Annotated in this window: 22 protein-coding genes; 16 read left to right on the top strand and 6 right to left on the bottom strand. The window is 57.2% G+C overall.

All coding sequences use genetic code 11. From position 1 onward, the window contains the following. Positions 1-107: 107 nt before the first annotated feature. From ACYVIS_RS10855 to ACYVIS_RS10810, 10 genes are all read left to right on the top strand, one after another. Positions 108-884 carry a GntR family transcriptional regulator gene (locus ACYVIS_RS10855; protein WP_232741511.1) on the top strand — a complete coding sequence of 259 codons (777 nt, stop codon included), beginning with the start codon at positions 108-110 and terminating at the stop codon, positions 882-884. Continuing rightward, positions 877-2,163 (top strand): CaiB/BaiF CoA transferase family protein, encoded by a 1,287-nt coding sequence (locus ACYVIS_RS10850; RefSeq protein WP_232741510.1) that lies wholly within the window; start codon positions 877-879, stop codon positions 2,161-2,163. Before ACYVIS_RS10855 ends, ACYVIS_RS10850 begins: the two co-directional genes overlap by 8 nt. Next, a complete protein-coding gene (locus ACYVIS_RS10845; protein WP_232741509.1) occupies positions 2,160-3,731 on the top strand; it encodes an acyl-CoA carboxylase subunit beta in 1,572 nt (523 codons plus the stop codon). Before ACYVIS_RS10850 ends, ACYVIS_RS10845 begins: the two co-directional genes overlap by 4 nt. Further along, positions 3,713-5,122, top strand: coding sequence for an acetyl-CoA carboxylase biotin carboxylase subunit (locus tag ACYVIS_RS10840; RefSeq protein ID WP_232741508.1), 1,410 nt, complete (start codon positions 3,713-3,715; stop codon positions 5,120-5,122). Before ACYVIS_RS10845 ends, ACYVIS_RS10840 begins: the two co-directional genes overlap by 19 nt. Further along, positions 5,109-5,330, top strand: coding sequence for an acyl-CoA carboxylase biotin carboxyl carrier protein subunit (locus ACYVIS_RS10835; RefSeq protein WP_232741507.1), 222 nt, complete (start codon positions 5,109-5,111; stop codon positions 5,328-5,330). The genes ACYVIS_RS10840 and ACYVIS_RS10835 overlap by 14 nt, the downstream gene beginning before the upstream one ends. 54 nt (positions 5,331-5,384) lie before the next feature. Beyond that, positions 5,385-6,383: an NAD(P)H-dependent flavin oxidoreductase gene (locus tag ACYVIS_RS10830; protein ID WP_232741506.1), complete on the top strand. Its 999-nt coding sequence runs from the start codon at positions 5,385-5,387 to the stop codon at positions 6,381-6,383. Continuing rightward, entirely contained in the window at positions 6,377-7,792 is a 1,416-nt protein-coding gene (locus ACYVIS_RS10825) for a CoA transferase (RefSeq protein ID WP_460873956.1), read from the top strand. Before ACYVIS_RS10830 ends, ACYVIS_RS10825 begins: the two co-directional genes overlap by 7 nt. Positions 7,793-7,864: 72 nt before the next feature. Then, positions 7,865-8,842 carry a Bug family tripartite tricarboxylate transporter substrate binding protein gene (locus ACYVIS_RS10820; RefSeq protein ID WP_232741504.1) on the top strand — a complete coding sequence of 326 codons (978 nt, stop codon included), beginning with the start codon at positions 7,865-7,867 and terminating at the stop codon, positions 8,840-8,842. A gap of 536 nt (positions 8,843-9,378) precedes the next feature. Continuing rightward, a complete protein-coding gene (locus ACYVIS_RS10815; protein WP_460873981.1) occupies positions 9,379-10,158 on the top strand; it encodes an IclR family transcriptional regulator in 780 nt (259 codons plus the stop codon). Between the two features lie 24 nt (positions 10,159-10,182). Continuing rightward, entirely contained in the window at positions 10,183-10,404 is a 222-nt protein-coding gene (locus ACYVIS_RS10810; RefSeq protein WP_232741503.1) for a tripartite tricarboxylate transporter substrate-binding protein, read from the top strand. A 118-nt stretch (positions 10,405-10,522) separates the two neighbouring features. On the opposite strand, the gene ACYVIS_RS10805 is transcribed toward ACYVIS_RS10810, so the two are convergent. Continuing rightward, positions 10,523-11,503 (bottom strand): quinone oxidoreductase family protein, encoded by a 981-nt coding sequence (locus tag ACYVIS_RS10805; protein WP_232741502.1) that lies wholly within the window; start codon positions 11,501-11,503, stop codon positions 10,523-10,525. A gap of 443 nt (positions 11,504-11,946) precedes the next feature. On the opposite strand from ACYVIS_RS10805, the gene ACYVIS_RS10800 reads away from it, so the two are divergent. Beyond that, complete coding sequence (locus ACYVIS_RS10800) at positions 11,947-12,789, top strand: TauD/TfdA dioxygenase family protein (protein WP_232744695.1); 843 nt, start codon at positions 11,947-11,949, stop codon at positions 12,787-12,789. 90 nt (positions 12,790-12,879) lie between these two features. Next, a complete protein-coding gene (locus tag ACYVIS_RS10795; protein WP_232741501.1) occupies positions 12,880-13,674 on the top strand; it encodes a GntR family transcriptional regulator in 795 nt (264 codons plus the stop codon). A 36-nt stretch (positions 13,675-13,710) separates the two neighbouring features. On the opposite strand, the gene ACYVIS_RS10790 is transcribed toward ACYVIS_RS10795, so the two are convergent. Next, positions 13,711-14,610 (bottom strand): LysR family transcriptional regulator, encoded by a 900-nt coding sequence (locus ACYVIS_RS10790; RefSeq protein WP_232741500.1) that lies wholly within the window; start codon positions 14,608-14,610, stop codon positions 13,711-13,713. A gap of 96 nt (positions 14,611-14,706) precedes the next feature. On the opposite strand from ACYVIS_RS10790, the gene glaH reads away from it, so the two are divergent. The 4 genes from glaH to ACYVIS_RS10770 all read left to right on the top strand — a co-directional run bounded on the left by glaH (position 14,707) and on the right by ACYVIS_RS10770 (position 19,461). Then, a complete protein-coding gene (glaH, locus tag ACYVIS_RS10785) occupies positions 14,707-15,621 on the top strand; it encodes a glutarate dioxygenase GlaH (RefSeq protein ID WP_232741499.1) in 915 nt (304 codons plus the stop codon). Positions 15,622-15,705: 84 nt separating this feature from the next. Continuing rightward, positions 15,706-16,944, top strand: coding sequence for an alpha-hydroxy acid oxidase (locus ACYVIS_RS10780; protein ID WP_370635874.1), 1,239 nt, complete (start codon positions 15,706-15,708; stop codon positions 16,942-16,944). Between the two features lie 300 nt (positions 16,945-17,244). Continuing rightward, positions 17,245-18,255 carry a Bug family tripartite tricarboxylate transporter substrate binding protein gene (locus ACYVIS_RS10775; RefSeq protein ID WP_232741498.1) on the top strand — a complete coding sequence of 337 codons (1,011 nt, stop codon included), beginning with the start codon at positions 17,245-17,247 and terminating at the stop codon, positions 18,253-18,255. Positions 18,256-18,384: 129 nt separating this feature from the next. Further along, entirely contained in the window at positions 18,385-19,461 is a 1,077-nt protein-coding gene (locus ACYVIS_RS10770) for a porin (protein WP_232741497.1), read from the top strand. A 304-nt stretch (positions 19,462-19,765) separates the two neighbouring features. Here the strand turns inward: ACYVIS_RS10770 and ACYVIS_RS10765 are convergent, their stop codons facing one another. The 4 genes from ACYVIS_RS10765 to ACYVIS_RS10750 form a co-directional block, all read right to left on the bottom strand. After that, on the bottom strand, positions 19,766-19,930 hold the full coding sequence (locus tag ACYVIS_RS10765) for a hypothetical protein (protein WP_232741496.1): 165 nt from the start codon (positions 19,928-19,930) through the stop codon (positions 19,766-19,768). Positions 19,931-19,964: 34 nt separating this feature from the next. Next, on the bottom strand, positions 19,965-20,576 hold the full coding sequence (locus ACYVIS_RS10760; RefSeq protein WP_232741495.1) for a 2OG-Fe(II) oxygenase: 612 nt from the start codon (positions 20,574-20,576) through the stop codon (positions 19,965-19,967). Positions 20,577-20,630: 54 nt separating this feature from the next. Continuing rightward, positions 20,631-21,422 (bottom strand): SDR family oxidoreductase, encoded by a 792-nt coding sequence (locus tag ACYVIS_RS10755; RefSeq protein ID WP_232741494.1) that lies wholly within the window; start codon positions 21,420-21,422, stop codon positions 20,631-20,633. A 97-nt stretch (positions 21,423-21,519) separates the two neighbouring features. Beyond that, positions 21,520-22,545 (bottom strand): AraC family transcriptional regulator, encoded by a 1,026-nt coding sequence (locus tag ACYVIS_RS10750; RefSeq protein WP_232741493.1) that lies wholly within the window; start codon positions 22,543-22,545, stop codon positions 21,520-21,522. Between the last annotated feature and the right edge of the window lie 32 nt (positions 22,546-22,577).

Here is a 22,577-nt window from a genome sequence, read left to right as displayed (position 1 = left end):
ATTCAGAAATAAATACGAATGACTGAGGTCGCTATCGTTGATGTAGATGAGCTCCGTATAATTGTTAACAATTGCATTGTTTTCAATCATGATATAGAATTCTCCTCATGAACACACAAGTGCTTAAATCAAGGCTCGCCGAAAGTAGCGGCAAGCTGATGTCCGAGCTAGAGAATGCGGTGGTATTCCGCTTGTTTTCTGATCGGGCAATGCCAACGCTAACCGTGCCCGAGCAGATCGCCGCGCAAATTGGCGATGACGTCATCAAAGGACGGCTCGAGGCGGGTGCGCCATTGAACGAGCAAACGCTTGCCGACAAATTCCAAGTAAGCCGTGGCCCGGTCCGCGACGCCATCCGCATACTTGAGCGTGAAGGAATGGTCACCATGTACCCACGGCGCGGCGCGGTGATCACTAACCTTACGGTCGAAGAAGTGAAAGAGGTGTTCGAAATTCGGGCGGGCCTCTTTGAAATCGTCGCGCGAAAGATCGCCGAACACCACACTGAGGATTTCATGGCTATGCTGGAGGCGGGCGTGCAAAAGCTCGAAGAGCTTGCCGCGCTGGACGATGATCGTGGCCTTTTCGCCCAAACTTCTTATCGTCTTTCCATATTGGCTGTGCGCAATTGCAATAACCGGCGGTTGGCCCACATGCTCACTTCAATCTCGCTGCAAACGTTGCGCTATTCCTCCATCGGATTCCAGTCCAAAGCTCGGCGGCAAGCGTCGGCGAAGCTCTGGCGCAGTGGCTTGATCGCGCTACAGCGTGGTGATTCCGCCGCATACATCGCAATTGCTCGCGAACGGATAGAACGTTCCGCGCAAGAGATCGTGCGCCGCCTCTCTGAATCTTCTTCTGAATCATTTCCGACGCATGAATAGACCTGACGAATCAATAACACCCGCCGCGGGCGCTGGCCCGTTGGCAGGGCTCAAAGTCATCGAAATATGTTCGACGATAGCGGGGCCTGCTTGTACTCGGTTACTGGCGGATTTCGGTGCCGACGTCATCAAGATAGAGCCTCCGCAAGGCGATGGTATTCGTCAAATGGGTAAGCATGTCGGCGACGTCTCCCTTTATGCCGCGACGATTCTACGAGGCAAGCAGTCGATCGCGCTCGACTTGAAATCGGAAGAGGGACTGGAGATTGCGCGGGCGCTGATTAGGCGCGCTGACATTCTGGTCGAAAACAATCGGCCAGGTGTCATGGAGCGCCTGGGGCTGGGCTATCCGGAACTGTCCGCCGAAAACCCAGGACTCGTCATGGTGCGCATAAGTGGGTACGGTCAGGACGGGCCCTATGCCGCTCGGCCCGGCTATGGCGCCATCTGTGAAGCGGTTGGAGGCGTGCGGTACATGACGGGTGATCCGGACCGTCCGCCAGCTCGGGTTGCGCTGGCGACAACAGATTACCTGACGTCGGTGTACGCCGCCTTCGGCGCGGTCATGGCTATACTCGAGCGCGGCCGTACAGGCCTAGGCCAAGTGATCGACGCCGCACTGTACGAGACCTCGTTTACTCAAATGGAGCCGTACGTGCCAGCGTTCGAAAAGCTGGGTTTCGTTCCTAAGCGGGTAGGCCCCAACTTGCCGACCATGGCACCCAACAGCCTTTATCCAACTGCAGATGGGCAATGGATTCTTATCGCCGCCAATAGCAACATCATTTTTCGGAGGCTCGTTGATCTGATGAAGCAGCCCGAGCTGATGCTCGATCCGCGCTTCAGCACCATCCGCGCAAGAGGTCAGGCGCCGAACATGAAGTCCCTGGACGAAATCATTGCGGCCTGGACCCAGCGGCAGAATAGCAAGGAACTCGAGCGTCAACTGATTGCGCAGTCGATCCCGGCTTCGCGCATCTATACCATTGCCGACATCTATGCAGATCCTCACTTCGAGGCTAGGAACATGCTGGTAAAGGTACCGCATGCGCAGCTTGGGTCCACAACGCAGGCGGGCATCGTGCCTAAGCTTTCGCGGACGCCCGGATCCATCAGACATTCAGGGCCCGATATCGGCGCTGATTCTGAGCAGATCCTCCGCAGTCTTGGCATGGATGCTGAGCGCATAGAAGATCTGAAGGCTCGAAAGATAGTTACATATGCACCCGTCAAGACGCCGGCGACCGAAGCAACCACGACACTGAAAGGCGCCGTATGAAAGACCACAGCACGGCAGCGGTTACAGACGAATGGGCCGCTGAGCTGCAAGAACTTAAACTGCGGCGTGAACAGGCTGCTGCCATGGGGGGCAAGGAAGCTTTGGCAAAGCACAAGGCTCGAGGACGTCTGAACGTGCGCGAACGGATCGACACGCTAGTGGATCCCGGCACCTTCCGGGAACTGGGACGGATTACAGGGAAAGGGAGTTACGACGAGGCAGGTTTCTTGAATCGCTTGAGCCCCGTCAACGCTGTAATCGGAACGGGTCGAATTAACGCAACAAAGGCGGTCATCTCGGCCGACGATTTTACGCTGCGAGGCGGATCGTCCGAAAGCACTTTGTCTGACAAATGGGTGTATGCCGAAAGAATGGCGCTGGATTTCGGGCTTCCTCTGATCAGGCTGGTCGATACGGCAGGCGGCAGCGTCAAACTACTCGAGTTACAAGGAAGTAGCAAAATTCCTGGCTATGCACACTGGCCGGTGGTTCCTTTGATGGCTAAAGTGCCTGTGGTTGGTGTAGCGTTGGGCGCATGCGCGGGACTGGGTGCAATCAAGGTACTGATGTCGCATTTTTCTGTCATGGTGCGTGATCAGGCTCAAGTGTTCGCGGCCGGCCCCCCAGTCGTTAAACAGGCTTATGGTATCGAGATCGATAAGAACGCGTTGGGCGGCTACGCCGTGCACCGTCGCAGCGCGCTGGTATATAACGAAGCAGAAAGCGAAGAAGATGCATTCGAACAGGTTAGGCGGTTTCTGTCGTACTTGCCATCAAACGCATCTCGGCTGGCAAGGCGGGTCACTAATAATGACCCAGCTTCGCGGGCGGACGAATGGTTAAAGAACGCCATACCTAGAGACAGACGCAAGATCTTTGATCCGCGCAAGATCATGCGCTCGGTTTTTGATAAGGACTCCATTTTCGAAATCGGACGCCACCAGGGGGGCTCGACGATTACAGCGCTGGCCCGACTCGACGGCTATCCCGTGGGTGTGCTGTGCAATGACCCTAAGGTGGCCGGCGGCGCTATGACCTTGGGCGCTTCCTGGAAAATCGAGCGCCATGTGAAGTTGTGCGAGGTGTTTCATTTACCAGTCGTCAATCTCGTTGATCAGCCAGGTAACGCCACAGGGCCGGACGCGGAACTCAGCGGAACTTTGCTGGGTGCTTTGCGTGTACTGACCACGATCGAGAACAGCACGGTACCATGGGTCTCCATTATTTTGCGACGCGCTTTCGGCATGGCCGGCGGCTTACATGCGCCCAAGTATTTTCCGAAGCTGAATCATCGCTTTGCGTGGCCTTCTGCCCGATGGGGGTCAATTCCCATCGAAGGCGGTGTAGCCGCCGCGCACCGCAGCGAGATTGCAGCCGCCGATGATCCTGCAGAAGAGCAGGCGCGACTAGAGGCCTATTATCATCGCATTGCGTCTCCATTTCGCACAGCAGAAAAACTAGGCATCCTGGACATCATTGATCCTCGTGAGACCCGGGAGTTGTTGTGCGACTGGGTTGAGGATGCCTGGGCCCTAATAGAGGCGGAGTCATGTTCAAGAAAGTTGTAATTGCGAATAGAGGCGCGATCGCCTCCCGTCTATTGCGCGCGCTGCACGAAATGGGTATCAAGACGGTGGCGGTATATTCCGAAGCCGATGCATCTTTGCCTTATCTGGCACAGGCCGATGAGGCGTGGTGTATCGGAGCTCCGCCGCCGGCGGCCAGCTATCTGGATCAAGAAGCCTTGATCAATGTTATCCAGCGATTGGGCGCTGATGGGTTGCATCCGGGCTACGGTTTTCTAGCAGAAAATCCGGATTTCGCCAGACGCGTGACCGAGGCCGGAGCACGCTTCATCGGCCCCAGTGAAGCATGGATCAGACGTATGGGCCACAAGACCCGTGCCCGTGACTACATGATCAGTCATGGTTTGCCGTCATTATCCAGTTCTTCACTGCTGAGCTCGGGGCTGAATGAACTGACTACTGCCGCTGAAGCTATCGGCTTCCCCATCATGGTGAAGCCAGCATCAGGAGGGGGTGGCATAGGGATGTTTCGTGCCGACAACCCGGCGGAGTTGCTGCAGGCCTGCACACGCGCAAAATCGCTGGCCAACCGCAGTTTTGGCAGTAGCGAGATCTATCTCGAGCGGTATCTCGAGAAGCCTCGGCATATCGAATTTCAAATCCTTGGCGATCGCCACGGCAACGTGTGCCACTTGTATGAGCGCGATTGCTCGATCCAGAGGCGCCACCAGAAAATTATCGAAGAGTCGCCAGCACCTGGCATATCGCGTGAGCGTGTCAGCCGGTACGGTAATCTGCTGGCGGGCATCTTCTCCCGTATGGGCTACGACAACATTGGAACGGTCGAAACTTTGTACGAGCCTGATACCGGCTTTAACTTTCTAGAGATGAATACTCGTCTGCAGGTGGAACATGCCGTCACAGAAGAAACCACCGGTATCGATATCGTCAAAGCACAAGTCGCCTTGGCATTTGGTGAGTCTTTGGAAAGTTTGTTGCGAGATGGTGTCAGCCAGAAAGGCCACACGATCGAAGCCCGCATCTGCGCCGAAGACCCCTATACCTTTTTACCATCGACCGGCACGTTGCGAGCGCTGGCATTTCCCACAAATGCAGGCGTTCGCGTAGAAACAGGCTTTTCCGTTGGTAGCACCATTACCCCCTACTACGACTCCATGATCGCCAAGCTGATCGTGCATGGCGACACCCGCGATGCCGCCATTGAACTCATGATTAGATCTCTGAACGAGACGGTCGTCGACGGCGTGAAAAGCAATATACCGTTTCTGCGCCATGTAATCGACAGCCCACAATTTCGCGCGGGCGCCGTGCATACCGGGCTCGTCGAGGAGCTGAAGAAAACATCATGGAAAAAACCGGTCGGGATTTGTCCGGCATCGCAAACAGGAGAGCAGGCACATGTCACGATTTGAAGTTATCAGTGAGGTTACCGGTACCGTCTGGAAGGTCGAGGCCCAAGTGGGCCAAGCTGTGGGCGATGACGATGTCATCTTGATCGTCGAGTCAATGAAGATGGAAATTCCCATCACGTCAATGGATTCAGGCACAGTGGTTGAAGTATTGGTTTCCCAGGGCGATGTCGTATCCGAGGGGCAGCATGTCGCGACTATTGAACGATAAGCGCGTGCCTCGGCACTGGGTGGTCGACGATAAAGCTCTCAATGAGGAGGCAGTATGGTGCATGCATTGATTACTTCGCTCCGTCGGAAAATGAAGCTACCTGTAATTTCTGCCCCCATGTTTATTGTGTCCAACCCGTTGATGGCCATTGCGCAGTGTGCCAGTGGCATTATCGGCTCGGTACCCGCGCTGAATGCACGCCCGCAAAGCAAGTTGGACGAGTGGCTGACGCAGATCGATACCGCCCTGGACGAACTGAAGAAGAGCGACCCGACCAGGGTTGTAGCGCCCTATGCGGTGAATCAGATCGTGCATCAGTCTAATGACCGCTTGATGGATGACATGGCTGTCTGTGCCGAACACAAGGTTCCACTCATCATCACCAGCCTGCGTGCACCTAACCGCGTCGTCGAACAAGTGCATGACTGGGGAGGCATCGTCTTTCATGACGTCACGACCTTGCGCCATGCGCGCAAGGCGCTGGACGCTGGCGTGGATGGTTTGATTTTGGTCTGCGCGGGTGCCGGCGGGCACGCTGGCACCCTCAGTCCATTTGCGCTCCTGGCCGAGATAAGGCAAATCTTCGACGGTCCGGTGGCGCTGTCGGGCTCCATCACGCGCGGGCAGGACATCCTGGCTGCACAGGCCATGGGTGCTGATTTTGCGTACATGGGAACGCGCTTCATCGCAAGCGACGAAGCCAACGCGGATGCCGCCTACAAGCGGATGCTAGTCGACGCAAACGCAAGCGACATTCTTTACACGCCATTTTTTACCGGTATTCCTGGCAATTATCTGGTTCCGAGCATCGTGGCCGCCGGCCTGGATCCTTCTGAACTGCAGATATCGGCAGCCGGTACGCCAACTTTTGGTAAAGAACGCAAGCCTTGGCGCGACATCTGGGGGGCGGGGCACGGCGTAGGCAGCATCGACGCCATATCCTCCGTGTCTCATATCGTTGAGCGTTTAGAGCACGAATACCATGCCGCCTGGCAATCTCTGGATACGGTGGTGAGTATTCAAACAATTCTATCGGAGGAGAGTGCATGTTAGCCGGAAGCGAACTGACTGATGAGGTGGTGCAGGCCATTACGGCATTGCTAGGTTCCGATACTCAAATGGCTGCCAGTGTGGGCCAAAGAGTGCGCTTGCTCGGCGTAGCGCCGACTATGGATACGCGGCACAAGCTGACCGTCGCAGCTGCCAGCGCAATAGGCGCCTACGCGTTGGCTGTAGAAAAATGGTGGCATATGGCTAAAGGGCAGCGTCAAACCATTGCTATCGACTGCTTGCAGGCTACCTGTGCATTGAATCCTGGACAGTTCCAGCGGCAAAATGGCTACTCCATTTCAGCCGCCTCCCTTTTTACAGAGCTGAAAGCTGGTTTTTACCAGACTGCGGATGACCGTTGGTTTTATCCTGTCGGATCCTATCCTCACCTGCGGGACGGCGTCCTGGATACGCTGCATTGCGCCAATACGGTCGACGCCTTGGCAGCGGCCATAGGTGCACGGCAGGCGGACGAGCTCGAACAGGCCTTTGCACAGCGCAAACTGCCCGGTGTCTATGCAAGGTCGCCGGATGAGTGGAGATCGCATGAGCAAGGTCGATTTTTGTCGCAAGTCCCGGTCGTACAGATCGAAAAAATCGCAGATAGCGCGCCCGAGTTTCCCGCCGGTCAGAACAGGCCGCTGGACCGAGTCCGCGTGCTGGATATGGGACACGTGATTGCGGGACCTGTCGTGGCTCGTAGTCTGGCCGAACACGGCGCTGACGTGTTGCGTGTTTCGCCCCCGCTGATGCAGGATGCTTTTCGACAAACTGTAGACACCAATATTGGGAAAAGGTCCGGCTTCATCGACTTGGATCAAGAAAGGGATCAGCAAAAGATGCAAGGCCTGATCGCCGGGGCGGATGTCATGGTTCAGTCCTGGCGAACCCACAGTCTGAAGAACAGAGGCTTTGGCGCCGAAGAAGCGGCTGCCATACGTCCAGGCATCATCTATGTATCGGTCAGTGCTTTTGGAGACCAGGGTTCATGGGCGTTGCGCGGCGGATTCGAGCAACTTGGACAAGCCGCGAGTGGAATTGCCTTGACTGAAGCTCCGGGACGGCCACGGCTGGTACCTACTCAGCTTCTCAATGACTACCTCACCGGTTATCTAGGCGCGATGGGCGCCATGTTAGCAATGATGCGGCGGGCAGAAGAAGGCGGTAGCTACCACGTCAAGGTGGCGCTTACGCGCACATCAATGTGGGTGCAGGACTTGGGCCTGGTCTTGCAGGATGAGCTGGGCAGTAAGGTTCGGGCTCTGACGACTTTATCGCCTTTACTGCAGTCCAGGTCAACGCCATTCGGCATTCTTGAACAACTGCCCCCCGTGGCCCAGTTCTCCCGCACTCAAGCACAATGGGCGCTTCCGCCTGCTCCTACTGGGGCACATGAAACGTGTTGGCTTTAATGCCGTAGAGACAGAGCGTTTTTCCTTCAACCACTAAGCTGAGTCAGTAAAAATCTATAACTGGAGTAGACAATGTTAAAACTAACAATTCTGGCCGCAGCGGCCGCCGGTCTGGCTATCGGGCCCATTTCATCATTCGCGTCCAGCAGTTATCCCGACAAACCAATCAATGTTGTGATCGGGTTTGCGCCCGGAGGACCTACAGACTCTCTTGGCCGTGTTCTCTTCAAAAAAATATCTGAAGAGCTTGGCGTACCGATGGTAATCGAAAATAAACCTGGCGCAGGGGGCAATATTGCGGCGCAAGCAGTTGCCACTGCTAAGCCAGATGGCTATACATTGATGTTTGCCAGTGTGGCCATAACCATTGCACCTTTCCTATATGACAAGCAGAACCTGGCGCCCAAGACGGCCTTTGCCGCAGTTGGGTGCTCGTCGGCTGTGCCACTCATTCTGCTAGTGCCAAAAAAAGTTAAGGCCAATACGGCACCGGAGTTCTATAAACTGATGCGGGACAATCCGGGAAAATATTTTGCAGGGAATTCAGGCAACGGAACGATCGACCAGCTTGCCGCACTCGACATCGCTAGTAAGCTAAACCTGAAATTTGAAGCGGTTCCCTACAAAGGTAACGGCCCCGCCCTTACTGGCCTGATGTCAGGCGACACCAACTTTATGTATTCCGGCTCCTTCAATAGCGCACTTCCATTTATACAAAGCGGAGATCTTAAGGCCTTGGCCGTTACATCGACCAAACGCTCCGAGGTACTGCCCGACGTGCCAACCCTAAGCGAATCGATTCCGAAGCTTGCGGGCTTCAATGCTCAAGCATGGCAGGCCGTGATGGCGCCCAAAGGCACTCCGCCGGAAATGCTGACCAAGGTCAACAAGGCATTGAATGCTGCGTTGAAAGACCCAGAAGTGCTCAAAAGTTTGCATTTCCAAGGTGCGCAGGTCATGAATACAACGCCGCAGGAATGCCAAGCGTTTATCGACGGCGAATCGGACCGCTGGTCAGCCATGATCAAGGAGCTGGGAATTCATAACTAGCCAAGATGCCTGCTGGGTACGGGCCAGCGCGCTATCTTTGGCAATGGCTTGGGCAGCGATGTCACTGCAGTGATGGTCGGCATGCGTCACACATTCCGCGCCACAGGCGCGGCCGATGAGGGATGGGTAAATGGCCAGAGTGCTGGCCTTCAGTTCGACGAATGCCGTGCCGGCCCTTTCGCAGGAGCCGGAACGATCTCAATCCAGCTTGGCTGCTCGCCCACAGCATAACGCCCCATCAGGGCGAGGCTGCCGGTGGCAGGGTGACTGGCAAAGACGGCGATCTGGTGCTCTTCTGCCTCGCGCACAGCAGGAACCGGCCATTCGGCTCGATGGGGTTGTGCAGGGTGCTGATACCGCTGATCTCGATCTCACCGACCTCCGCCATGGCGAGCATCACGGCGACCAGGACTTTGCGTGGCTCCTGCGCGACGACAAATCGAGCTTAGGTCGTCCCAGGGCCACAATATGCATCCCTCAAATTCCAGTGGATGGAAATTTTGCTAAACTGCGCCATGGTCTCCACCCCTCCTCAGATGCCACGCCGGCAGCACCACGAAAACCCGGTACTGAACCGTTCCTTGGTGCGCGGCGTGGAGATTCTTCGCGCGTTCCAGCCGGGTGTGGATCTGCTCGGCAATGGGGAGATCGCGGAGCGCACTCGGCTTTCGCGCGCCACTGTCAGTCGCCTGACGCAGACGCTGGTTGAATGCGGGCTGTTGGAGTACGAGCGGGGCCGGCGTGCCTATCGGCTGGCCGCGCTGGTGTTGAGCCTCGCGCATGCGATGCGCACGGGGTCACCCGTGCTGGGTGTGGTCGCTCCGTTAATGCGGGCGTTGGCCGAGAAGATGCGCATCAACGTGGGGCTGGCAACCGCAGATCGCGATGAGATGGTCTATCTGGAATCGTTTCGCTACAACCGCAAGTTGGCGCTGCGCAATGTAGTAGCCGGCCAGCGTGTGCCCATGGAACTCACTTCGCTTGGCAGGGCTCATCTTGCGGTGGTGGATGATGCGCAGCGCAGCGCGCTGCTTGTACAGTTTCGGCAGCGGCACTCCGCTGGCTGGCACTGCCTGCGTGAAGAAATGGATGCCGCCAAGCGCGACGTCAATGCGAAAGGCTGCTGTGCAGCCTCGTGGCAGCCGGAAGTCGTCGCTATTGCCGCGCCGCTTGTCCTGCCGGGGCGACCCATCTACGTTCTGAACGTCAGCGTCAGGACCACGGCCGGTATCGCGGCGACGGAGAAGCAACTGAGCGGGCCGCTGCTCACGCTTTGCGAGCAAGCGAAGACTGCGCTGCTGATCGCCGACGCGTAAGACGTCGGCGCGGCCGGCATCGACATGCTGGGCGTGCCCTATCGCGCCGGTGTCCCGGCCGTCGTGGCGGTCCTCAACAAACACATCAACGATGCGCTCAAGCTGCCGGAAATCCGCAACAAGCTGGCAACCGCAGGCATCGAGCCGGAGGCGACGACGGCCGATCAGTTCTCCTCGCTCATGAAGACGGACCTCGCGCACTGGCAGAAGGTGGTCGAGAAAATGCCTCAATTGAAGATCAATTAGTAACGGCCCGGCTCTCGCCAGGGTCGGCATCCTTACCGATTACTCATCGTGCGCAATTCGGCTGCGGCGCCGTGTGACGCCAGTACAACGGGCCTCCGTTTGCCGGAAAGGGCGACATTCAAATCACAAAAATCGAGGAGCCCGTGGTCTTTCGGGCTTCCAGATCCTTGTGCGCCTGCACCGCGTCCCGCAAGGCGTACTTTTGATTGATTTCGATGCGGATGCGGCCTGTTGCCACATGGCCGAACAGCTCATCGACCAATTGCGCCTTTTCTTCCGGATCGGCAATGTAGTCGGCCAGGCCGGGACGGGTAATGTAAGCAGAGCCTTTGCGTGCGAGAATTGCGGGATCAAATGGCGGGATTTTCCCGGAGGCGGTGCCCACGCACACCAGCAGGCCGCGGCGCTTGAGTGAATCCAGCGAAGCCATGAAAGTGTCTTTGCCCACGCTGTCGAACACCACTGAAACACCCACACCGTCGGTGATTTCACGCACGCGCTTGGCGACGTCTTCACGGGTGTAGTAAATGATATGGTCGCAACCGTGGGCGCGCGCCAATTCAGCCTTGGCCTCGGTAGAGACGGTTCCGATCACATTCAGCCCCAGAAGCTTGGCCCATTGGCACACAATAAGGCCCACGCCACCGGCTGCGGCATGCAGCAATATGGTTTCGCCGGGTTGGAACGGGTAGATCTTTCGGCACAAATAGGCGGCGGACAAGCCGCGCATGGTCATCGCCGCAGCGGTTTCGCAACTGATGGCCTCGGGCAATTTGATCAGCGGGTCAGCGGTAATCAGCCGGTCGGTGCTGTAAGCGCCCAGTGTGTTGACGAAGCCCGTATAGGTCACACGATCGCCGACCGCCAGATGGGTCACGCCGGGACCGACGGCTTCGATCACACCAGACGCCTCGTTGCCGATGCCGCTGGGCAGCGGAACGGGGTAAGTGCCCTTGCGAAAATAAGTGTCGGCGAAGTTCAAACCGACGGCTACGTGGCGGAGGCGTACCTCTCCTGGTCCGGGCGCCCCCACGTCAACCTTCTCAAAACGCAGCACCTCGGGTCCGCCGGTTTCATGGAATTTAACTACTGTCGTCATGTTGTCTCCCGTACTGTAAAAGATAATGCAAATTGCTTGCTGTCTGCCGGTTCTTTGGTTGCGCCGGTCGCGGCTGGAATTGTGTCTGCTTATCCAGCAATGCCAGTGCGTCCAGTGACTATTACATCATTTGACTTGGCCCGATGTTGCGCTTTGCTTTACATGCCATGGGGTTTGCAAATCATGACTTTGCGTGCCCGCGGGCTGTTTACGCCAAAAGAAGTTTCGCACTGGCTGGGCAGGTCGCGCCAGCAGGCTCTGGCATACCGCCGATCCGGCTGGCGTGGCCAAGTATAATATATTTATGTCGACATTAATAAAATAATTTGATATTGTACTCAAACACTTAAAGGAACGACGACGCGTCGCAGGCCTGTGGTACGTGACGTAGTGCGTGGCAGCTAGGTGAATTGCCTGGCAAGTACTAGGAGATATCAATCATGATGAAAGTGGATCGGCTGACTGCCTGCATTGGTGCCGAGGTGTCGGGCGTGAGCTTGGGCGATGCATCCCGCGATGCCTCGCTCTTTGAAGAAATCAAAGCGTTGTTGCTCAAGCACCGCGTCCTTTTTTTCCGGGATCAGGACATAACGCGGGCGGAACATGTCGCCTTTGCGCGGCGTTTCGGAGAGCTGGAAGAGCATCCGGTTGCGGGAAGCGATCCAGAGCATCCCGGCCTGGTGCGGATCTATCGGTCGGAAGCAAAAAATCCCTACGAAAACAACTACCACACCGATGGACTTTGGCGGCCGAAACCGTCCATGGGTGCCGTGTTGCGCTGTGTCGAGTGTCCCGAAGTCGGCGGCGACACCATATGGGTCAACATGGTCGAGGCTTACAAGCAATTGCCTGACGACATCAAAAAGCGCATCGACGGATTGAGAGCGAAAAGCAGCATCGAGCACTCGTTTGGTGCGGCAATGGATATTGAAGAGCGCCGCAAGCTCGCGGCACAGCATCCCGAGGCGGAGCACCCCGTGGTGCGCACACACCCGGAGACTGGCGAGAAAATCCTCAGTGTCGCCAGCTTCACGACGCATTTCGTCAACTACCATACGGCCGAGAACGTGCGCTATGGCCTGGACAAGACGCCCGGAGCCAGCCTCCTGCTAAACTATCTGCAGAGCCAGGCATCGATTCCCGAGTATCAGGTCCGTTTCCGTTGGAAGCCCAACAGTGTTGCCATCTGGGACAACCGCTCGACTCAGCATTACGCGGTCATGGATTATTGGCCGGCTCCTCGCAAGATGGAACGCGCCGGAATTGAAGGGGATATTCCTTACTGATGGTGTGCCCTATTTTTTTTCGTGACGGTAACTTCGGACCGTGTAATTTCGAATTGTGAAGCTCGAAAAAAATGGACTTCATGCTACGCCATGGCTCGACATAAAACGCAGAACATTCCTGACCTTTCCACGCTCCTTACGCCCAGAAACTCATTGATGCTGGCTGTCGAGCGGGCGGTGCTGCGTGGCCAGGAATGGGCGTACGCCTCGGCGCCGATTGCCGAGCAGATTGCTGTCCGGCTGGCGGGCGTCATCACGCTCGACTTGGTGAAAGCGGGGCAACGCTTGCTGGAGAAAGACATCAGCGAAGTGCTGCGAGTGAGTCGGGCCCCCGTGCGCGAGGCGATGCGCATACTGGAGCGCGACCGCCTCATCGAGTTTCAGCCTCGGCGTGGCGCAATCGTCACCGCGCCCGACGAGAATGAGCTTCGCGATATCTTTCGCGTGCGCAGTGTCCTTTACGTCACCATGCTCGAAGAGGTGGCGCGTGAAAGCCCGGCCGAACTCGAGGCATTGCTGACCGACCATGTACCCAAGCTGGCGAAAGCGGCCAATGAGTCGGCGGACGCCTATGCCGTGGAAAGCTTCCTTCTGAATTTTGCGACGGTCAGCCTGTGCCGCAATCGGCTCCTGGTCGATGTCCTGCATTCCATTTCTTTGCGGACTATGCGTTATGTCCGGCTGGGATTCGTGGCTTCGCCGCATGCGATCAAGACGTCGTACCAGGCCTGGCGTAAGCTGCAAATGGCCGCAACCAAGCGCGACGTCAAACAGCTCATTTCTCTTGCGTCCTTGCGCCTGGACGAGGCAAGAGAGGCTGCCATTCAGGCGCTCGATCCAAAACCGGAGCCAAGCCGGCGTGCACGTGCCCATAAAGCGGCGTAGCCAGCTCCTGCCCGGGCGTGGCGTGTGCGCCGCGGGTCAGGCCGTCACGGATTTTTGACTGGCCACGTTCACGAAGGCACGGACGGCGGGGGAGGGTTCCCGGCGCCTGGACGCAATGGCCAGATGAACCGGAAGGTTGAAGTCCGCGACGGCTCGATAACAGATGCCGGATTGTGAAAAATGGTGCATCGATTCCGGCACGACGACAACCCCGTAGCCAGCGGATGCGAGGCTGATTGCGGAAATGAAATCGTGCACGCGATAGTCGAGAAAAGCGGTGAAACCTCCTGCCGCCCCCAGTGCTGACAACACCTCGCTGAATCCCTCGTTCTCGTCGAACTGGGGCGAGATGAACGACTCGTCCTTCAGGTCTCCAGCGAGCAGCCGGGACCGGGCGGCCAATGGGTGGTTCTTGGCCATGGCGATCAAGAGACGCTCAGTCTGCACAATGGTTACCGCCAAGCCCGGCGGGTATTGCCGCCGGGGCCTTACGATGCCGATATCGATTTCACCATTGTTGAGCGCCTCGTATTGGCGCGGTGTTTCCATGGCGATTATTTCGATTCGCACATTGGCATGCGACAGGCGAAACTGACGCAGCAAATCGGACAGCACACCGCTACTGGCGCCCGATGCGACGAAGCCGATACGTATGATGCCCGCAAGCCCTCTGGCCGCGAGCCGTCCGATTTGATCCGCACGATCGATATGCCGCAAGGCTGCCACCGCTTCGGCATGGAATAGCTTGCCTGCATCGGTCAGGGTGACCGGCTGGCGCTTGTTGCGATTCAGCAAGCGGACGCCCAGTTGCTGTTCCAGGCGTTGAATCTGAGCGCTCAGCGCGGACTGAGCCACGTTGAGACGATCTGCCGCTTTGGAGAAATGCAATTCTTCGACGACTGCTGTGAAATAACGGAGTTGGCGGGCATCAATCATTTAATCTGATTTAACGAATAAAAATTCAAATTATTGATAATGATGTTATCAAAAAAAAGGAGTGAAATGTGGACTTCAGACCTAAGGGAGCCCTTCATGGAAGCAATACTCGCCGCGCCTCAACAGAACTTTCGCCTGTCGCGTCACGCAGACCACCCTCGAATCATGCATATAACCGTCGGCAGCGATGCGCTGGCCGGCTTTCTGGAAGATGTCCGGCGCATCGACGTGCAGAACCTCGAGTATGTGCCTTTCATGCGTTATCACCTGGCCGATCTGCTGGTCAATCGCCTTGGCGAAGCGTTCCCGCGCACGCTGCTTGACTTGGTCAAGGATCGTCGCCATGGCGGCTTTACCATCGGTCTTCAGGGGCTTTCGCAAGACGATGCCGACTTCGTCAAGTTCGGTACGGCAGTCGGACATATTCTGGGTACAAGCAGTCACGATGCCATGTCCGGCACTTATTATGCGCGCTTTGTTGTGCAGCATACCGACAGCAGCGACTCTTATCTGCGCCAGGCATACCGTCTGTTCACGATGCACACGGACGGCACGTTCGTCTCCGAGGCAACCGATTGGCTGCTGATGATGAAGTTTGCCGAGCGCAACGCGGTCGGTGGTGAATCCAGGTTTCTTCACCTGGATGACTGGAAAGAGTGCAGCTACTTCGTGAATCACAAATTTGGAACCAGGCCGTTTCTTTACAAGGCGCCCGGCTCCAAGAATAGCAGCGAAAGAGTTGAGCGGCCCGTTTTTTTCCAAAGCGAATTTGGTTTGTCGATGTCGTTCATCGACCAGTTCGTGCAGCCCGCAAATCGTGAAGAAGCCGCCTACCTGTATGCCTTGTCGAATTCCATGGAAACATCCGAGGGCACCAGGGAAGTTGGCCTGCCCGTGGGGGATCTAGTTGTTCTGAACAATTACTTCTATGTCCACGGGCGCGCGCCGTTTGAGCGCAATGAAGCGCTTTGCCGGGAACTGATGCGCCAGCGCGGTACGTTTGCGCAATGAGGCGGTAATCCGCCGATGCCTGGAATGCCTGCGCAACGAACGCTTGACGATCGGCCGCTTGAAGAAAACGTTGAGGATTGATGGATGAAAGACTCCCTTGGAAATGCCGGTACGCAACAGGTTGAGCAGGCCGGGAAAAAAAACCTGGCTGCATACGGAGCCAGGAGCGATGCCCCGGCACGATTGCGGCAGATGCTTTCATTGGCCGATTTTGAAGCGGCGGCACGAAGCCATCTGCCGCGCCCCTTATTTGGCTATATTTCAGGCTCCGCCGAAGACGGCATGTCCTGCATTGCGAATCGCACGGCATTTGAACGCCTGAAATTCAATCCCAAGGTCCTGGTCGATGTGTCTCGCCGATCACAGAAAGTGACGATGTTCGGCAATACATACTCGTCTCCATTCGGAATCGCGCCGATCGGCATCAGCGCCATTTCGGCCTATCGGGGGGATGTTGCGCTGGCACGGGCCGCGAAGGATGAAAATATTCCCGCGATTATGAGCGGCTCCTCCCTGATTCCCATGGAGACCGTTCACGCAGAAGCTCCGGGTACGTGGTTTCAGGCCTATCTTCCAGGCGACCCCACACGTATCGATGCGCTTATCGATCGAGTCAAATCGGCGGGCTTCTCAACCCTCGTCGTCACCGTCGATATTCCCGTATGGGCAAACCGCGAGAACAATGTACGCACAGGGTTTTCCTTGCCCCTGCGGCCTTCGCTGCGTCTGGCGATGGATGGAATCACTCGGCCTCGGTGGCTGTGCGGCACATTCCTCAAGACACTTATCAAACATGGGATGCCTCACTTTGAAAATTCCTTCGCAACGCGGGGGGCGCCGATGCTGTCAGTCTCTGCCATACGCGATACGACGGGCCGAGATCATTTGTCGTGGAGGGATCTCGAGCGCATACGCGCCCGATGGAGCGGGAATCTGGTGATCAAGGGCATTCTTCATGTCGACGATGCAAAACGAGCTGTTTCGATCGGTGCTGAAGGAATCATCGTGTCGAACCATGGTGGCCGTCAATTGGATGGCGCCGTCGAGCCATTGCATGTGCTGCCGCGAATTTGCGATGCGGTCGGGAACGATCTGGTCGTGATGATGGACAGCGGAATCAGGCGCGGCGGGGATGTGCTGAAGGCGCTGGCACTCGGCGCCCGTTTTGTATTCGCGGGACGCCCCTTCATGTATGCGGCCGCCGTTGGCGGCGTACCGGGTGTGCGACACGCCATCGGTCTTCTGCGGGACGAAGTCGATCGCAATATGGCCATGCTCGGTACGTGCGCGATCCAGGAAGTCAACCGCGGCATACTCGTCTAGCCGTAAGCGCTGCGCCATGCCCAGGAGTGTCCGGGCTTGCAAATTGATATGGGTCAATAACGTGGCATGAACTGCAAAATCGGTGTCGCGTAATGGAAAGTGTATAGCCCGCAGGACGCTCAAACTTGATCCATCATAAGTTTTGCGATTGCTTCAATCGACACGATTGGACGGTCAGCCAAAATTCTAATAGCAAGAGTCAGGAGACACAAATGCAGAAGCTAGAAATTCGCCCGCGTGCCTGATATTGCCTGACAGGCTACACAACAACGATGAATGTGCGGGTTAAGGAGACAATAGATGATAGTAGGTATTCACAGGGCAGGTATACACAGAGTCGCGGGGTTCATTCTCGGATTGGCTGTGTTTCTCGGTTTGGCCGCATCGCAGACGGTTCAGGCCGCCGGCGCCTGGCCTGAGCGGCCGATCACCATAATTTCATCATCCTCGGCGGGTTCGGGGCCGGATGCGCTGGCACGCGCCTTGGCCAAGCAACTCTCGGCGGCGCTCGGACAGTCAGTGATTGTAGAAAATCGGCCTGGCGCCACCGGTGCGATTGGCATCCAGGCGGTGGCCAGGGCGCCGAACGACGGCTATACACTGCTGTATTCCACGGCTTCGAGCACGGTCGTCAGGCCGTCTGTTGAAAAATCCGTGCCCTTCAACGTGACCAAGGATCTCGTTCCCGTCGCGGAAACCGCCGCGGGCGGAGTCATCCTCGTGGTCAATTCGGAAGTTCCGGCAAAAAACCTGAAGGAGCTGATTGCGCTGATCAAGGCTAGTCCCAATCAATACAGTTTTGGCTCATGGGGAAACGGCTCCAGCGGACATCTGATGATGGAATGGCTGAAAGGCCGGACCGGCATGCAGATGGCCCATGTTCCCTATCGGAACACGACTCAGATGCTTACGGAATTGGCGTCGGGTGTGCTAAAGGTGGGCTGGACGGACCCCAGTGCGCTGATCCCGTTCGTTCAGGCGGGAAAGATCCGTGCCATTGCGATCAGTGGCAATGAGCGTGCCCCGCAATTGCCGGACGTTCCGACGCTGGCCGAATCGGGCTTCAAGTTTGATCAGGTGGGCTGGTTCGGCATCTTTGCGCCGGCCGGCACCGATCCGAAAATCGTCAAGCGTCTGAACCTGGAGATCAACAAGATTCAGGGATCCGAGGAAATGGTCAAGTTGATGAAGAACCTCAATTTCTCGGCGCCGCCGCAAAAAACATCTGAAGAATTCAAGGCGATCGTCGAGCACGATCTGGCAACCTGGAGCAAGATCGCGACGGACTCCCACTTGGCCAACGGCCAATAGCTCTAACACCACTCGAGCAGGGCGGCAGTTCACGGACAGCTTGTCCTGGCTGTCTGCCGCCCCGCGCGTTCACATGTTTGCATGCAGGTATTTGCCTCGCTGATCAGCGAGGCAGGGGAGACAAAAATAATGAAAGCAGTACATTTCAGCGTTGCCGCTGTATTGGCAACTTGCGTCGGCCAGGCCGTCGCACAGCCCAACGTAACCCTCTATGGCAGTCTGGACGTCGGCATCGAATACCAGAAGGTCAGCGCGGGCTCGACAGGCGGCGCGAGGAACGATTGGGCTTTTGCGAACGGATCGAGCAAGGCCAATCGCTTGGGGCTCCGTGGGGCCGAAGATCTGGGCGGCGGATCAAGCATTTTCTTCGTGCTCGAGGGCGGCCTCGACCTTGCCACTGGCAACTCGGTGCCAAATGGCGTCCTGTTCAACCGCCGATCCATCGTCGGCGCCAAAGGGCCTTGGGGTGAGCTGTCCTTGGGTCGCGATTACACACCGGCCTTCTGGGCCATGGCGTATACGGACTACACCAAGTCCGGCATGTACGGCGGCGCCGGACCGACTTCGCAGATTGTCGAGCTCGGCCTTATCCGGCAATCGGATGGCGTGTTCTACACCTCACCGACGGTCAACGGATTCAGTGCCCGGGTGTTCTGGAGCAACGGCACCCCGGGTAGCACCCCGACGACGAATACCGGCCAGATGGTCGGCCTGTCGGGCCATTATGTATCGGGTCCGGCTGCCGCCGGGATTTTCTACGAGCAGAAAAGGGTCGAGGGCGTCGGTGCAAAACCATCGGGCACGAACCGCTACCAGGGCGTGACGGGACAATACGACTTTGGCCAGTTCACGATCAACGGCGGCTACTCGCGATACGATCCGGCCGGGCCGAACACGGCCACCTCGGGTACCATGAACAGCGTCTGGCTCGGTCTCATGGTTCCGGTGGGCGCCGCCCAGGTCAGTTTGACGCTCGGTCATATCCGCACGAGCCTGGCTGCGCCGGAAGATGGTAAAACCTGGCTGTACGGCCTGAATTACCTCCGCCCCCTGTCCAAACGCACCAGCCTCTATGCCGGGATTGGAAAGGCCAGCAACAATAATCACGCCGCGATATCCCTGGATACTGGCCAGCGCGCCATCTTCGGCAATGGCTTGGGCAGCGATGTCACCGCAGTGATGGTCGGCATGCGCCACACATTCTGAACCGCGGGCACCGCCCGCCGGATGGGTCGGGCCAATAGGCCATGGGTTTCCTGTCAGGCCTGGAAGCGCTCCTCCCACTCCCCGACCTCGGCCAGGCCTAGATATGTGTTGTATTCGGCCGCGCTGAGCATGCGGCCGCGCATTGCCCCGGTATGGCCGTCTTCGCGCTCATAGTCACCGGCGGTCGCATTCGGTCCGGTACACTCTTGACAGACTGGTAGCCGTTTTCGCGTCGCTGCGCGACCTGGCTGTCCTTGCGCGCGCATGGCGGAAACCAGGCCGCTGCGGCGCAGGCCCTGGGTATTTAGCCCTTCAGCGCGGTGCGCACACCGTACTTCTCCTGCAAGGCCTTCGCTCCCGCTTCGCTGTTGAGCCAGTTCTGGAACAGCCTTGCACCGTTCGGGTGCGGCACAGTGGCGGAGACTCCCTGCAGGGCGTTCAGATTACGGGCGCGGATCTGTGGCAACACGGCCAGTGATCGATCCCGTCTTCTTCAGGACTCCTCATCCCGCAGGTTCGTCCGAGCGCAGCCAACCGGTCAGGCTCCAGCGTGTTTGTTGGCAAGGTAGTACCGCGTGCGGAATCAGGCCGCTGTGAAAAATCGCCAACCTTGCTCCCATAGGAGGGATTCGCCGTATTTCCACATTGGGATTACGGGGCTCGTACAGGCAAAGCTCGCCGCCATGCATTGGATTCCACTGCAGGTTCAAATACAGCACGATCGATATTTTTCGATGGTCACTATCGCGATGCTGGTCAATGTGCTTTATGTAGCCTTTGCCCTTGCCATAACGCGCAAAATGGAACTCCTGGCTGCGCAGGCCAAGTTGATAGCGCTCGTTCAGCTCTTCGCGAAACTGCGCCATCCATCGGAAAAAAGGGTGGTTGGCTTGATGCGAATTGGGGTGAATCCAGCAGATCGTGTCGCCGCGGATGTCGGGCCGCCGTGCATCGCTTGCGCTGCGGCCTATCCCTTCCGTGTAGAAGTGCCCGTCTTCCCACAGATTCCAGCCTTGCATCAGCAAGGTAATGTGCCACGACAAGGGAATGACGGTGTCAGAAATAGCCCAGCCCTGTTTTTCCAGCGACCGGAATATTTCATCATGGTCGTTCATAAAATTCACCACTCCTTGGCCAAAACTTCGGTATGAGCAAAAATTTTACCTCGATCAAAGATATTGATGATCCCCATCTACGCTGATGGCCTGGCCGGAAATGTTTTTCGCGGCGGGAGACGCAAGGAATAGCGCCATCGCCGCAATATCGTGGACCGACACCATCCGCCGAAGGGATATCTTCTGCAGGTATTCTTCCTTCATTTCGTCGAAACCAATGCCCAGGGTATCCGCCCTGGCGGAAATCACGCGGTCCATCCGTTCCCCCTCGACGACCCCAGGCAGGATGGCGTTGACCCGGATGTTGTTTGGCCCAAGCTCGATAGCCAGAGATTTCATTAGGCCCACAATGGCCCATTTGGTGGCGGCATAGGGCGTGCGAAACGGGTATCCAAGACGCCCCGCCACAGAGGCCATGGCGATGATGCTTGGGTTCTTGGATGTTTCTTTCAATACCGGAACGGCCTTCCTTAGAAAATAGTACTGGCTGTTGAGGTTGGTGGAAATCGTGCGCTCCCACTGTTCGGGATCGACGTCTTCGACGGCCCCCGTCGGGCCCGCGATACCGGCGTTGTTGACAAGAATATCCAAACCGCCAAGCTTGGCTCGAGCATCGTCGACGATGCCATCCACTTGATCGCGGTTTGCCACATCCGCAACCCCTGCATGAAGCTGTGGCCGCTCGGTTTTCATTTTATTGATCGCAGCCTGGTCAATATCGCAAACATAGACCTGTGCATCGACTTCCAGAAATGCCTGTGCAATGGCGGCGCCAATGCCGGTTGCAGCGCCTGAAACCAATACTCGCAAGCCAGGTGCCGGTTTCAGAAGATCAATAGTGTTCATCAATTACCTCGAATAACGTAGTGGGTTGATACAGTACAACGGTTCGATTCTTCCGTAGCCATGGGACGCCTGGCATTTTCCTTGCCGGGCCGGTGGATCATTTGCGCAATTCCCCCGGCCCCTTGCCCGTCCATCTTTTCAGCGCCCGCCGAAAGTTTGCGGCGTCGCTAAAGCCAAGCAGCATCGCGATGTCATCGGTGCTCATCTTGGTGGTCTTCAAGTATTCGGTTGCCAGGGAGCAGCGCACGTCATCGGCGATTGCCACGAAAGATGTGCCTTCGCTCTCGAGGCGTCGCCGCAGCGTTCGACTCGTCATTTTCAAGGCGTCCGCGACGACTTCCATGCCCGGGAATACGCCGGGCTTTCGCATCAGCACCTGATAGACCTCTCCAGAAACACCGACGGACGTCTTTGCCTGGCCAATGAGCCTGTCGCAGGTTTCCTGCAAGAGCGTGGCTGTCAGCCTGTGGGCCAGCTGAGGCCTGTCCTCGAATATGGCACTGTCGTAATGAAGCGAACATTGCGGCTGGTCGAAGTAGCACGGGCAGCCCAGATACTCCGGGTAAACGTCGGCATACGCCGGCGCCGCATATGAAAAGCACGCTTTTGTCGGTGGGCAGGTTCTTCCGGCGACGTCCTGCAGATGCGTCACGTGCTGGGTAAACTGCTGCTCGAGCAGGAACTGGCGCAGTTCTCTCGATGGATTAGAGATGAACGCATCCGGGAACGTCCAGATTCCTTCGTTGGGATATTCGTTCCATTCGATTGTGAGCGTTGGCGTGGCGAGCTGGTGGTACTTGACTCCGAGCCGGAAATAATCCCGGAACGACAGGCAGGACATCAGGGCGTAGCCATACATCCCATAGGCGGACAAATGCAGACGGGATCCGACAATAAAAGCCGTAGCGGTATTGCGAGACAGCAGGACCGCATTTCTACAGACGGCGACGTATTGCCGGACCGAGGTCAATGCCGACGCATCGTAAATCTCGCCCGCGGCAACGTTGCTGCCCTTGAGGCTGTCCTCCGGAGCAATGCCCTGTTCGCTCAGAACCTCCACCAGCGCCGCGATTTTATAGGGCGCGTAGATGCGCTCGTTAAGCAAGGGCAGCTTTGACGACATTGCTTCTCCCCGGATTGTCCCATAACAACATT

The organism is Paralcaligenes ginsengisoli, assembly GCF_054781135.1.
This window is presented reverse-complemented; position numbering and strand designations above follow the sequence as displayed.

Bases quoted from the DNA above. Each gene is read 5' to 3' on its own strand.
- ACYVIS_RS10855 (WP_232741511.1), top strand. From the start codon at position 108: ATGAACACACAAGTGCTTAAATCAAGGCTCGCCGAAAGTAGCGGCAAG.
- ACYVIS_RS10850 (WP_232741510.1), top strand. From the start codon at position 877: ATGAATAGACCTGACGAATCAATAACACCCGCCGCGGGCGCTGGCCCG.
- ACYVIS_RS10845 (WP_232741509.1), top strand. From the start codon at position 2,160: ATGAAAGACCACAGCACGGCAGCGGTTACAGACGAATGGGCCGCTGAG.
- ACYVIS_RS10840 (WP_232741508.1), top strand. From the start codon at position 3,713: ATGTTCAAGAAAGTTGTAATTGCGAATAGAGGCGCGATCGCCTCCCGT.
- ACYVIS_RS10835 (WP_232741507.1), top strand. From the start codon at position 5,109: ATGTCACGATTTGAAGTTATCAGTGAGGTTACCGGTACCGTCTGGAAG.
- ACYVIS_RS10830 (WP_232741506.1), top strand. From the start codon at position 5,385: ATGGTGCATGCATTGATTACTTCGCTCCGTCGGAAAATGAAGCTACCT.
- ACYVIS_RS10825 (WP_460873956.1), top strand. From the start codon at position 6,377: ATGTTAGCCGGAAGCGAACTGACTGATGAGGTGGTGCAGGCCATTACG.
- ACYVIS_RS10820 (WP_232741504.1), top strand. From the start codon at position 7,865: ATGTTAAAACTAACAATTCTGGCCGCAGCGGCCGCCGGTCTGGCTATC.
- ACYVIS_RS10815 (WP_460873981.1), top strand. From the start codon at position 9,379: ATGCCACGCCGGCAGCACCACGAAAACCCGGTACTGAACCGTTCCTTG.
- ACYVIS_RS10810 (WP_232741503.1), top strand. From the start codon at position 10,183: ATGCTGGGCGTGCCCTATCGCGCCGGTGTCCCGGCCGTCGTGGCGGTC.
- ACYVIS_RS10805 (WP_232741502.1), bottom strand. From the start codon at position 11,503: ATGACGACAGTAGTTAAATTCCATGAAACCGGCGGACCCGAGGTGCTG.
- ACYVIS_RS10800 (WP_232744695.1), top strand. From the start codon at position 11,947: ATGAAAGTGGATCGGCTGACTGCCTGCATTGGTGCCGAGGTGTCGGGC.
- ACYVIS_RS10795 (WP_232741501.1), top strand. From the start codon at position 12,880: ATGGCTCGACATAAAACGCAGAACATTCCTGACCTTTCCACGCTCCTT.
- ACYVIS_RS10790 (WP_232741500.1), bottom strand. From the start codon at position 14,610: ATGATTGATGCCCGCCAACTCCGTTATTTCACAGCAGTCGTCGAAGAA.
- glaH (WP_232741499.1), top strand. From the start codon at position 14,707: ATGGAAGCAATACTCGCCGCGCCTCAACAGAACTTTCGCCTGTCGCGT.
- ACYVIS_RS10780 (WP_370635874.1), top strand. From the start codon at position 15,706: ATGAAAGACTCCCTTGGAAATGCCGGTACGCAACAGGTTGAGCAGGCC.
- ACYVIS_RS10775 (WP_232741498.1), top strand. From the start codon at position 17,245: ATGATAGTAGGTATTCACAGGGCAGGTATACACAGAGTCGCGGGGTTC.
- ACYVIS_RS10770 (WP_232741497.1), top strand. From the start codon at position 18,385: ATGAAAGCAGTACATTTCAGCGTTGCCGCTGTATTGGCAACTTGCGTC.
- ACYVIS_RS10760 (WP_232741495.1), bottom strand. From the start codon at position 20,576: ATGAACGACCATGATGAAATATTCCGGTCGCTGGAAAAACAGGGCTGG.
- ACYVIS_RS10755 (WP_232741494.1), bottom strand. From the start codon at position 21,422: ATGAACACTATTGATCTTCTGAAACCGGCACCTGGCTTGCGAGTATTG.
- ACYVIS_RS10750 (WP_232741493.1), bottom strand. From the start codon at position 22,545: ATGTCGTCAAAGCTGCCCTTGCTTAACGAGCGCATCTACGCGCCCTAT.